Origin of the sequence: Cryptosporangium aurantiacum (assembly GCF_900143005.1) — a bacterium.
Taxonomy (GTDB): domain Bacteria; phylum Actinomycetota; class Actinomycetes; order Mycobacteriales; family Cryptosporangiaceae; genus Cryptosporangium; species Cryptosporangium aurantiacum.
Genome location: NZ_FRCS01000035.1, coordinates 1 through 11,214, shown reverse-complemented (window position 1 = coordinate 11,214; position 11,214 = coordinate 1). Strand labels below are relative to the sequence as shown.

Below are 11,214 nucleotides of genomic sequence, written 5' to 3'. Positions count from 1 at the left end.
CGCCCCGCCGACACCGCCGACGGCGAACGGACGGCGCGCCCCCAGCGGCCGGCGAGGGCTAGCCGCTAGTCGAGCTCGAGCAGCCCGAGCTGGTACGCCCGCACCAGGCGCCGCGGCACCATCCCGGTCCGGCTACCGACCGTGATCGGCACCAGCTGCTGCGGCTGAGCCTTCCAGTTCGCGCGGCGGGATCGGGTGTTGCTCCGCGACAGTTTGCGCTTGGGAACAGCCATGGAACGTTCCTTTCGACGTGCTTACCAGCTGGATTTCGAGATGCCCGGCAACTCCCCGGCGTGCGCCATCTGCCGGAACCGCACCCTGGACAGCCCGAACGCGCGCAAGTGTCCGCGCGGCCGTCCGTCGACGACGTCGCGGTTGCGGACGCGGGTCCGGCTGGCGTCCCGGGGCTGACGCGCCAACTCCGCCACGGCCGCAACGCGGGCCGAGTCCGACGCTCGCGGATCGGCGATCACCCGCTTGAGCTCGGCGCGCCGCTCGGCGTACCGGGCGACGATCACCCGACGCTGCGCGTCCTTCGCGATTTTGCTCTTCTTGGCCATCAGCGCTCCCGCAACCGCGCCACGACCGACTCGATGCCGCGGCGATCGATCGTCTTGATGCCCTTCGCACTGACTCGCAGCGTCACCCAGCGGTTCTCCGACGCCAGCCAGAACCGCTTTCGTTGCAGGTTCGGCTCCCACCGGCGCTTGGTGCGGCGGTGCGAGTGCGAGACCGCGTTCCCGAAGCCCGGAACCCGCCCGGTCACCTGACAACGGGCGCTCATGACCGACGCCACTCGAAAATGATTTTCATGTGCTCTACGGTAAGACATGCATCACCGAGCCCGCGACGCCCCCTAGCCGAGAGGACGAGCGATGCCATCCGGCGCAGTCGTCATCACGTGCGGCGGCCGACGCTGCCAGGCCCTGCTGCGCTGCCAGGCCCTGCAGCACGACGCCGACGCCGTGCGCGTGGCAGTCCGCGAGACGTCCGGGGCGGTATTGATCCGCAGCCACGGCTGCCTCGGCCCGTGCGTCTGGTCCCCCGTCGCCCTCGTCGCTGCGCGACGAGCGACCCCAGAACAAGCGGCGCCGGGTCGAGCGACCTTGGGTCGAGCGGCCTTGCACCGAGCGACCCCAGAACGAGCGACCCCAGAACGAGCGACCCCAGAACGAGCGACCCCAGAACGAGCGACCCCGGGTCGAGCGACCCACGAACGAACGACCCTGGACCGAGCGGCGCCTCGGACGCCCGACGCACCCACCCTGCTCGGCCCCCTGCAGCACCCCACCGAGATCCGTTCACTCGCCGACTGGATCCGCGCCGGGGGCCCGGCCGCCGCGCCGATCCCCGCTGCGCTGCGAGATCTCGTCCGACGCCCCACCGACGAGGAAGCACCATGACCCATCGCCCCGCCGTCACCGTCCTGAGCGGCTTCTCCCCCGCCGCCACCGGCGCGGTCGCCCGCGGCCTGCTCGTTGACGACCCGAACCTGCTGCTGGTGGTGCACTCGATCCACGACCTCGCCGACGGCAGGATCCGCAGGCTGGTCCGCAACGCCGCCGGCATTCTCGAGGACGTCACCGTGGAACTCGTCCACGGCTGCGTGTCCTGCACGCTGCGCGAGGACGTCCTCCCCACGCTCGTCCGACTCGCCCGCGAGTACCCGGGCAGTGACCAGCTGCTGGCGCTCCCCCGCGCCGTCGAGCCCGAGGCTGTGGCCTCGGTCTGCGCCCACACGCTGATCGACGGCGTCCCGGTCACCGACGCCGTGCGCTTCGATTCGTACGTCACGGTGGTCGACGCCGAGCGTCTCGTGCGGGACCTGGACACCACCGACGACCTCCGTCACCGCGGCCTGCACGCGGCCCCGGACGACCACCGCGGGGTCGCCGACGTCGTCGCCCGCCAGATCGAGTTCGCGGACACGATCGTCGTCTGGGCCGGGCCCGACGCCGACCCGCTCGATCGGCTGCGGGCCGCGACGCTGGTTCGGCGTCTAGCGCCGTGGGCGGCCCAGGAAGGACTGCGCGGCACCCGGCGGCACGACCCGCAGCGTCCGCCTACGCTCGGCCGCGCGCTGGAGGGGTACCCGATCGGCGACCACGAGCCGGTTCCTGACTGGGGCGTCGCCTCGCTCCTGTTCGAGTCGCGACGACCGTTCCACCCGCAGCGGCTTCACGACGCGCTCGAGGAGCTGGCCGACCGGGCGCTGCGTGGCCGCGGCCAGCTCTGGATCGCCGCCCAGCCCGACGTCGCGCTCGGATTCGAGGCGTCCGGCGGTGGTGTCGGCCTGGGCAGCCTCGGATACTGGCTCGCCACCCTACCGCCGAGCCAGTGGACCGAGGCGTCACCCGCCCGCCGGCTCACCGCCGACGCCACCTGGGATCCCTACTACGGCGACCGCCGCACCGTGCTCTCGTTCATCGGCATCGACCTCGCCGCGGACGCTCTCACCACGATCCTGACCGACTGCCTGCTCACCGACGACGAACTCGCCGACGGCTGGGAATCCTGGAGCGCCTTGCCCGACCCGTTCGCGGGCTGCTTCACGCTCCCCGAGCGCCTCGGCCACCTGTCCTGATTCCCGGACGCCGGCGCCCCGGACGCCGGCGCCCCGGACGCCGGCGCCCCGGACGCCGATGCCCCGGACGCCGATGCCCCGAACCCACGGTGACCCGAACCCACGGTGACCCCAACCCACGGTGACCCCAACCCACGTGGGCCCGGGGCCCACGGTGCCCCAACCCACGGTTGCCCGGGCCCACGGTGACCCGAACCCACGGTGACCCGGCGCCTACCCCCCGACCAGGTCCCGCACCGCCTTCCGGTTGAGCTTCCCGACGCTGGTCAGCGGCACCGCGTCGACCACGTGCACCTCGCGCGGATACTTGTACTTCGCCATCCGCGCCTTCGCGAACTCGACGAGCTCGGCGCCGGTCGCCGACCCACCCGGCACCAGCTGCACGACGGCGACCACCTCTTCGCCGCTCTCCACGTCGGGCTTCCCCACACAGGCCGCGACCTGCACGGCCGGGTGCTGGAGAAGGATGTCTTCGACGTCCCGCGGGAAGACGTTGAACCCGCCGCGGATGATGAGGTCCTTCATCCGGTCGACGACGTACAGGAACCCGTCCTCGTCGAGCCGGCCGACGTCGCCGGTGTGCAGCCAGCCGTCCCGGACCGTCTGCGCGGTCAGCTCGGGGTCGTTCCAGTAGCCGAGCATCACGCCGGGGCCCCGCACACAGATCTCCCCTTCGGGAGCCGGCTTCCCGTCCGGGTCGAGGATCGCGACCTCGGCGTGCGGAAGCGGCTTGCCGACGCTGCCGGGCCGGGTGGCGGTCATCGTCTCGGCCGAGACCACCGCGCTGGCCTCGGTGCAGCCGTAACCCTCGAGGATCGTCACGCCGAACACCCGCTCGGCCTCCTCGCGGACCGCGGGCGGCAGCGTCGCACCGCCGGAGCCGAACGACTGCAGCGAGGACAAGTCGTACTCGGCCAGCGGCTGGCCGAGCAGCAACTGCAGCATCGCGGGGACGACCGGGCTGGTCTCCAGTTTGTGCTCCTGGACTAGCTGCAGCCAACCGACCGGGTCGAACCACCGTTGCAGCACCGCCACCTGCTGCCGATCGGTGTGCAACCCACCGATCGCGACGATCAGCCCGTACGCGTGCGAGAGCGGTAGTGGCAGCAGCGACCGGGTCACGGTGGTCGTCCTGGCGACCAGGTCGATGCCGCGGCCGGACTCCCACAGTCCGCGGTGGCTGAGCATGACGCCCTTCGCCCGTCCCGTCGTGCCGCCGGTGTAGAGGAGCGCCGCGAGGTCGTCGTCGGCGCGCGGCACGATCTCGGTCGGCTCCCCCGCCTCGAGCGCGTCGAACGACTCCTCGCCGACGACGAACAGCGTGATGTCCAGCCCGGCGGCGGCGCCGGAGAACAGGCCGACCAGTTCGGGGCTGACGATCGCCGCGGTGGCACCGGAGTCGGACAGGATGTGCCGCAGCTCCGGTTCGGTCTGCAGGAAGATCACCGGCGTCACGACCGCACCGGCTCGCCAGATCGCCCGGTACGCGATGAACACCTGCGGGGTGTTCATCGTCAGAACGACCACCCGGTCGCCCGGCTTCACCCCGTGCGCGCGCAGGCCTCCGGCGACCCGGATCGACCGCTCGTGGATCTCGGTCGACGTCAGCCAGGTGCCCTCGAAGTACAGCGATTCGTAGTGGCCGAGCCGCGCGTAGGACTCCTCGGCGAGAACAGCGAGGTTGTGCGTCATCGGGTTGCCTCCGCCATCGCGAGCCGCGCCACCTCGTCGTACGCCGCCACGTCGTCGCCGAGCAGGAACCGGTCGACCTTCGCGCGCCGCCAGTACAGGTGGGCGTCGTGTTCCCAGGTGAACCCGATCCCGCCGTGCACCTGGATCACGGTCTCGGCCGCGTGCTCCAGCGTGGAGGCCGCCGCGGCCTTCGCCGCGGCCGCGGCCAGCGGCAGCTCGTCGGGCGCCCGGTCGGCCGCCCAGGCGGCCCACCAGACCAGCGACCGCAACTGCTCCACCTCGACGTAGACGTCGACGAGCAGGTGTTTGACCGCTTGGTACGACCCGATCGCGCGCCCGAACGTCTGCCGCTGCTTCGCGTATTCGACGCCGATCTCCAGGACGCGAGACGCGGCGCCGAGCCCCTCGGCGGCGAGAATCGTCCGGCCGACGCGCTCGGCCCGCTGCCACCGCGCGGTCGCGTCCGGCGCCAGCACCGTGGTCTCGCCGAGGTCGACGTCGCCGAGGCCCCGGGTCGGGTCGATCGGTTCGCGGGCCGTGACCGTGCCGGGCCCGCAGACCAGCGCGCCGTCGCGCAGTGCCAGGAATTCCTCGGCGCCGATCGCGTCCAGGACCGGCCCGCTGTCGTCGACGACGGCGACCGCCAGACTCCCGTCGGCCAGCGCGGCCAGTCGCTCGTCGTCGAAAAGGACTGCCGCTCGCGCGAACGTCACCAGTGAAGGGCCGGCCAGCACGCGCCCGGCCTGCTCGGCCACGACCGCGAGGTCGAGGACGCTACCGCCACCACCGCCCGCCGCCTCCGGGATCGTGATCGCGGCGAAGCCGCTCTTGACCAGTTCCGCACGTCCGGGTTTGATCCCGGCGCCGTCGGCCAGCGCCGCCCGGGACGCGGCCGGTGACGCGGAGCCGGACAGGAACGTGCGTGCCGCGGCGGCCAGCGCGCGGTGCTCGTCATCCAGGTCGAAGTTCATCGCAGGCTCCCCGTGGAGGTCAGGCTCTGGGTGAACGTGACGCCTTTGTCGGCACGGGGTTCGGCGGGGAGCCCGAGGACGCGCTCGCCGATGATGTTGCGCAGCACCTGGTCGGTTCCGCCGGCGATCGCCATGCCCGGCAGTACGGCTTGCAGGTCCTGCCAGGTGTCGCTGCCGTCGCGGGAGGACGCGACGCGCGCGTCGTCGCCGAGCACGCGCACGGCGAGGTCGGCCAGGTCCCGCGCCGTCCGGGTGCTGCTCAGCTTGCCCGCCGACGCCTCCGGGCCGGGTAGTTCGCCGCGGCTGATCTTGGAGAGCTGGCGGTAGCCGGTGTACCGAGTGCCGAGCGCGGCGACGTACCCGCGCCCCAGCTCCTGCCGGGCCAGCACCTGCCGGTCGGCGGAGAGCCCGTCGAGGTGCGCGGCCACGTGCCGGGCCACGGCTTCGGCGCCGGGCCCGATCGTCGTGCCGCCACCGCCGAGCGAGAGCCGCTCGCTCATCAGCGTGGTCAGCGCCACCCGCCAACCTTCGCCGACGTCGCCCAGCCGCTCGGCGTCGGAAATGATCACGTCGTCGAAGAAGACCTCGTTGAAGTCCGCGCCGCCGCTCATCTGCCGCAGCGGCCGCACGGTGACCCCCGGGGCCTTCATGTCGACGACGAACATCGTCAGACCGCGGTGTTTGGGCACGTCCGGATCGGTCCTGGTGAGCAGGATCCCGTAGTCGGCCAGGTGCGCGAGCGTCGTCCAGACCTTCTGTCCGTTGACCCGCCAGCTGCCGTCGCTGTCCCGGACGGCCTTGGTGCGCAGCGCCGCCAGGTCGCTGCCGGACGCGGGCTCGCTGAACAGCTGGCACCAGATGTCGTCCGCGCGGAGCAACCGCTTGAGGTAGCGCGACTTCTGGTCGTCGCTGCCGTGCACGATCACGGTCGGGCCGCACATGCCGATGCCGATGAGGTTGATCAGGCCGGGGATGCCGAGCCGGGCCACCTCCTGGTCGATGATCGCCTGCTGCATCGGTGTTCCGCCGCGACCGCCGACCTCTGTCGGCCAGGTGACGCCGACGAACCCGGCGTCGTAGAGCAGGGCCTGGCGGGCCCGGGCCACGTCCCGGTCGAAGGACCGCTCGTTGCGGGTGCCGAGCTCCTCGCGGTGCTGCTCCAGGAACGAGCACACCTCGGTCCGCCAGGCCGCCTCGTCCGGGGTGTCGTCAAAGTCCATGCCGGTCCTTCCTGACCAGAGCGATCGGCAAGCCGTCCTTGGGGAACGGCAGCGAGTGGTGGTCCAGCGGTGGGACGTAGGCGGGGTCCACGGTCCAGTGGTACTCCCGCAGCAGGCGGTGCATGATCGCCTTGATCTCCAGGCCCGCGAAGTACAAGCCAATGCATTTGTGGACGCCGCCCCCGAACGGTTCCCAGGCGAACCGGTGCGAGCGGTCCTCCCGGCGTTCCGGCGAGAAGCGCTCCGGATCGAACGCAGGCGGATCGGTCCAGTAGTCCTCCATCATGTGGCTGAGCTGCACTCCCACGACGACGTTGGTATCGGCGGGGATGCGGACGCCCTGGACGACGGTGTCCTTGACCGCGTAGCGGACCAGCACCGGAACCGGCGCCCGCAGGCGTAACGCTTCGCGCATCACCAGATCGAGCGGGACGAGGCTCTCCAGCTCCGCCATCGACGGCTCGGGACCCAGCGCGAGCGCGTCGGCGCGGCAGCGCTCCTGCCACTCCGGGTGCTGCCCGAGGTACTGCAGGATCGTCGAGGTGGTGATCGTCGACGTGTCGTGCGCCGCCATCATCAGGAAGATCATGTGGTTGACGACGTCGTCGTCGGAGAACCGGTCGCCGTCCTCGGTCGTGATGTGGCAGAGCACCGAGAAGATGTCGTCGGTCTGCTGCGCGCGTTTGGCGGGCAGGTAGTGCCGGAGGAACTTCTCCAGCACCTTGCGGCCGCGGTACGCCCGGCCCCAGCGGGTGAACGGCACGTCGGCGCGGACGATGCCCGCGGCGGCCTGGACGCAGGCGATGAACGCCTTGTTGACGCGGTCCATCTCGGCCTTGCTGGTGTCCTGGGCGCCGCCCATGAACAGGTCGGCGGCGATGTCGAGGGTGAGCTGCTTGAGGCGCCAGTACGACGGGAACCTCCCGTCGGTGTCCCAGCTCGCCATGCCCTGTTCGATCGCCGGGTGCAGCCGCCGGGTGTAACCCTCCAGCCGCGGCCGGGTGAAAGCCTCCTGCATGATCCGGCGGTGACTCTTGTGCTCGTCGAAGTCGATGAGCATGAGGCCGCGGGTGAAGAACGGGCCGACCAGCTGTGACCAGGCGGGCCCGTTGGCGAACGCCTTGTCCCGGTTCTGCAGCGCCTCGCCGCACGCGTCGGGGCCGAGCAGCATCACCGACGTCTTGCCGAGGACGTAGAACGGGGCGACCGGCCCGTAGCGGTCCCACTTGCTCCGGAGTAGACGGACCGGGTCCTTCGAGTACTCGAAAAGCTGGCCTAACCAGGGGTAACCCCGGTCTTCGCGGTGCAGGCTCGGTAGCGGACGCGTGGTTTCGGGCGACTCCATTGCCTCGGCCGTCATGGCTCACCTCACGGCGGTGTGATCTGGGCCATGCCTAGGCTGATTCAGGAAGGGCGTCCTGTCAATCAGTTCCGGCCAGTCCCCTGTGGCATGATCGGCCTCGTGGCGGTGCAGTCGGGGGTCTACCGAGGGGTCAGCGCCGCCGACCGGGTCGCCGACCGCCGCACCCGCTTGCTCGCGGCCGCTCTCGCGGTCTGGGCCGACCCGGACACCCGAACCACGATGACCGCGGTCTGCGCTGCGGCGGGGCTGTCCGAGCGCTACTTCTACGAGAGCTTCGCCGGGCTGGACGCGCTGCTCGAAGCTGTGATGGACGGGATCGCCGCCGAGATCGAGGAGACCAGCCGGGCCGCCGCCGAGAAGGCGGGCGACGACCCGGCGGCGCGCGTGCGGGCCGCCGTGCGGGCGTTCGTGGAGTTGCTGCTCGACGATCCGCGGAAGGGCCGCGTCGCGATCGTCGAGTCGGTCGCGGTTCCGAAGCTCCGGCAGCGGCGCACCGAGCTGCTCCGGTACCTCGCCCACCAGTCGGCGATCGAGTCGCGTGAACTGCTCGGCGCCCCCGGCCGCAGCACGAACGAGGACGAGATCGCGGGCCTGCTGTTCATCGGTGGCATGGCCGAGCTCGTCACGGCGTGGCTGGACGGCAGCGTCGAGGCGTCCGCCGAGGAGATCGTCGCCGCGGCGTCGCGGGCGCTGGTGGGCCTCTACCGCTGATCGACGTCGACGACCACCCGGTTCGGGTCGTCCTTGCCCGCCGTCACCGGTTCCGGTCGAGACGGCACCTGCCTCGAGTCGGACGACGCCCGGCGGAGCACGACGTTCTCCGGATACAGCGTGCCGAGCACCGCCAGCACCACCAGATCGTCCTGCCCGCTCGCGTCCACCAGGACATCGCCGTCCTCCGTCCACGCGAGACCGTCCGCGGACAGCACCGCCCACCCGTCGACCGGTCGAATCGGACCAGCGTCGCCTCCGGCCGCCGGTCCCTGCCGAGAGGCGAACCGGTGGCCCCGCAGCGCTTGGCCGAGATCGACCGACGCGGACGCCGTCCCACGGGTCACCTCGACGCGTGCGGTCCGGATCCCCTCCCGCACGGGTCCGGCGACAACCCGTCCGCGCAGGGCGTGCGCGGCGCCCGGACCGGGCAGCGTTTCGATCAGCGTTCGCGGCGCGGTGTAGTAGTCGTCGATCTCGTTGATGTACGTCGCGGGTTCACCGCCCGGCGCCGTCGCAGCCCAGCGGAGCAGGTACTTCGCCGCGGTGAGCGGCGACGCACCCACGACGGCGGGCAGCACCGTACCGCCGTCGGTGTCGAAGCCGTATCCGTCCGGGCCGCCGGCGCCGGTCACCACGCTGCGGGCGAACCGCACGACGCTGGTGTGGCGCACCTGGCGGAACAACACCTCGGCGAGGAACCGCTCGCGGGACTCCTCCACGTGCCGCAGGCCGGTCGGGGTCACGCGCAGGGGCACGTCCTGCCAGTTGACGAACGGCAGGAGCGCGTCACGCAGCAGCACCATCTGGTGTAGCCACTCGTTGTAGAGCTGGATGGTCACCGGGCCACCGCGCCGACCCATCAGCAGATCGGTGGCCGGGTGGGTGAGCAGGTGGCCGTCGCAGTGGCTGCGGACGACGAGCGGCCCAGCCGGGAACGGCGTCCGGTCGGCGAGCAACCGGTCGAGCGCCGCTCCGGTCCACGCCGCGATCTCCCGGCCGATCGTGTCCGCCTGGGCAGCGAACTCGCGGGCGGCGGGCGCGGCATCCGGTCCGGCGGCCAGCGGGAGCGACGTCTCGCGGGTGCCCAGCCCTAGCGTCGCGTGGATCTGGGCGGCGAGCACGTCCCGGTCGATGCTCTCCAGGGAGTCCAGAACGAACTGCAGGAGGGGCGCCGTCCCGGCGAAGAACTGGTGGGCGGTCATCGCGGTCACCGGCGGGAACGCGTTCCATCGGGAGCCGCCGAGCGGGGCGCGGGTCGCGGTTTCGGTCACGCTTACCTCCAGGAGTTATGGATCGTTCGATACAGATTCGGCGCAGCGCACATCAGTCGAGGGCGCCCACGGCGACCTCCACGACGGCGTGAAAAGCCCCGGCATCCGGCGTGACCTTGCTGGACACCAGGAGCCCGTTGAGGAACGTCACGAGGAACTCGGCGAGAGTGCGGGGATCGTGGCGGCGCGAGATCTCGCCGCGTGCCGCCGCCACGGTCAGCACCTCGGTGAGCGCGGCCTGGCTGGCCCTGAACGCGTCGCTGACCGCGCGCCGGGTCGCCGCGTCACCGGGCAGGCGTTCGGCGGCCGCGTTGACGAAGAGGCAGCCTCGCCCACCGGCCTGGACCGCTACCCGGACCCGCCCCAGGAGCAGCTCACGGACCACCTCCCGGATGTCCGTGCCACCGTCGAGCTCGCGGAGCGCGTCGCCGGCCAGCCTGGTGCGGTAGTGCTCCAGCGCCGCCCGGTAGAGCCCTTCCTTGCTGCCGAACGCCGCATACAGCGAGCCCTGCCCGATGCCGAGGTGCTCGGTCAGGTCGCGTACCGACGTGGCCTCGTAGCCGCGGGTCCAGAACAGTTCCATCGCACTGCCGGCCACCGCTTCGGTGTCGAACTCACGAACCCGGGCCACGAGCACACGCTAGCTTCTCTGTATCGATCGTTCAAGAATCAGCGGAACTGCCCCGCTGAACGCTCAGGTGGAACTCCAGCGCGCCGATCGGGCTAACGGAGTCCGCCGTCCGTGCGGGCCTGATGCGTCTGGGGGCAGCTACATGGCCGGGCGGTTCGCGGATTTGCGGGTCGGCACGAAGATCATCGTCACGGTGGCGGTGGTCGCCGTGATCATGCTGGTGATCGGCGGGCTGGCCTGGTCACGCATGGGCAGCCTCGACGATCGGATCCAGGGCATCGAGTCGAGCAACATCGCGCGCCTGAACAACCTCGTCGCGGTCCGTGGCGGGCTCTCGGACTCCTACCGCGGCCTGTTCGTCTACAAGGCCAGCCCGGCGGCCGCCCAGCCCGCGGCGAAGACCGCCACTCAGGATGGGCAGGCCGCGGTCGACGAGGCCTGGGACGCCTACATGTCGACGCCGGACTCCTCGACGGCCTGGAAGAACGGCGTCGCGACGTTCGACGAGAGCTGGACCCAGTACAAGGCGTTGGTCAACCTGCTGATCTTCGGGGACCAGCCGCCGTCGGGCGTCACCGTGCCCAGCGGGACCCAGGCGCAGGCCGCCGCCTGGAACACCGCCGAAGAGACGATGAACGACACCCTGGACACGCTGACCGCGCTGGAGCGGTCTCAGGCAGGCGCCGCCAGCGCCGATGCTCACGAGGAGGCTGACGCCGCCAAGACACTGATCGCCGCGCTGATCGTCGCCGGCCTGATCATCGCGCT

At 71.4% G+C, this 11,214-nt stretch carries 12 protein-coding genes; 3 read left to right on the top strand and 9 right to left on the bottom strand.

Features of this window, described 5'->3' with window-relative positions; genetic code table 11:
- Positions 1–65: 65 nt before the first annotated feature.
- Genes rpmF through rpmB form a run of 3 tightly spaced genes read right to left on the bottom strand, consistent with a single transcriptional unit; the run spans position 66 to position 784 of the window.
- A complete protein-coding gene (rpmF, locus tag BUB75_RS43490; RefSeq protein ID WP_073266688.1) occupies positions 66–233 on the bottom strand; it encodes a 50S ribosomal protein L32 in 168 nt (55 codons plus the stop codon).
- A 21-nt stretch (positions 234–254) separates the two neighbouring features.
- A complete protein-coding gene (rpsN, locus tag BUB75_RS43485; RefSeq protein ID WP_073266686.1) occupies positions 255–560 on the bottom strand; it encodes a 30S ribosomal protein S14 in 306 nt (101 codons plus the stop codon).
- Positions 560–784, bottom strand: a complete 225-nt coding sequence (rpmB, locus tag BUB75_RS43480; protein WP_073266729.1) for a 50S ribosomal protein L28 — start codon at positions 782–784, stop codon at positions 560–562. Before rpmB ends, rpsN begins: the two co-directional genes overlap by 1 nt.
- 615 nt (positions 785–1,399) lie before the next feature.
- Between rpmB and BUB75_RS43475 the strand changes: the two genes are divergently transcribed.
- Positions 1,400–2,584: a CobW family GTP-binding protein gene (locus BUB75_RS43475; protein WP_073266684.1), complete on the top strand. Its 1,185-nt coding sequence runs from the start codon at positions 1,400–1,402 to the stop codon at positions 2,582–2,584.
- 213 nt (positions 2,585–2,797) lie between these two features.
- On the opposite strand, the gene BUB75_RS43470 is transcribed toward BUB75_RS43475, so the two are convergent.
- The 4 genes from BUB75_RS43470 to BUB75_RS43455 are packed head-to-tail and all read right to left on the bottom strand — an operon-like array spanning position 2,798 to position 7,827.
- Positions 2,798–4,276: a class I adenylate-forming enzyme family protein gene (locus BUB75_RS43470; protein WP_073266682.1), complete on the bottom strand. Its 1,479-nt coding sequence runs from the start codon at positions 4,274–4,276 to the stop codon at positions 2,798–2,800.
- The gene (locus tag BUB75_RS43465) at positions 4,273–5,247 is read right to left on the bottom strand and encodes an acyl-CoA dehydrogenase family protein (protein ID WP_073266680.1); all 975 of its coding nucleotides are present in this window, start codon (positions 5,245–5,247) and stop codon (positions 4,273–4,275) included. The genes BUB75_RS43470 and BUB75_RS43465 overlap by 4 nt, the downstream gene beginning before the upstream one ends.
- The gene (locus BUB75_RS43460; protein ID WP_073266678.1) at positions 5,244–6,467 is read right to left on the bottom strand and encodes an acyl-CoA dehydrogenase family protein; all 1,224 of its coding nucleotides are present in this window, start codon (positions 6,465–6,467) and stop codon (positions 5,244–5,246) included. The genes BUB75_RS43465 and BUB75_RS43460 overlap by 4 nt, the downstream gene beginning before the upstream one ends.
- On the bottom strand, positions 6,457–7,827 hold the full coding sequence (locus tag BUB75_RS43455) for a cytochrome P450 (protein ID WP_143175811.1): 1,371 nt from the start codon (positions 7,825–7,827) through the stop codon (positions 6,457–6,459). Before BUB75_RS43455 ends, BUB75_RS43460 begins: the two co-directional genes overlap by 11 nt.
- Positions 7,828–7,929: 102 nt before the next feature.
- Here BUB75_RS43455 and BUB75_RS43450 point away from each other — a divergent pair, with 102 nt between their 5' ends.
- Positions 7,930–8,541, top strand: coding sequence for a TetR/AcrR family transcriptional regulator (locus BUB75_RS43450; RefSeq protein WP_073266727.1), 612 nt, complete (start codon positions 7,930–7,932; stop codon positions 8,539–8,541).
- Here the strand turns inward: BUB75_RS43450 and BUB75_RS43445 are convergent.
- Both BUB75_RS43445 and BUB75_RS43440 read right to left on the bottom strand, forming a co-directional pair.
- Positions 8,532–9,815 carry a hypothetical protein gene (locus tag BUB75_RS43445; RefSeq protein ID WP_218618133.1) on the bottom strand — a complete coding sequence of 428 codons (1,284 nt, stop codon included), beginning with the start codon at positions 9,813–9,815 and terminating at the stop codon, positions 8,532–8,534. The genes BUB75_RS43450 and BUB75_RS43445 overlap by 10 nt on opposite strands.
- Positions 9,816–9,867: 52 nt before the next feature.
- Positions 9,868–10,446, bottom strand: a complete 579-nt coding sequence (locus BUB75_RS43440; RefSeq protein WP_073266725.1) for a TetR/AcrR family transcriptional regulator — start codon at positions 10,444–10,446, stop codon at positions 9,868–9,870.
- Positions 10,447–10,588: 142 nt separating this feature from the next.
- Between BUB75_RS43440 and BUB75_RS43435 the strand changes: the two genes are divergently transcribed.
- Positions 10,589–11,214: MCP four helix bundle domain-containing protein (locus tag BUB75_RS43435; protein ID WP_178380138.1), on the top strand; the 626-nt coding region annotated here is incomplete at its 3' end.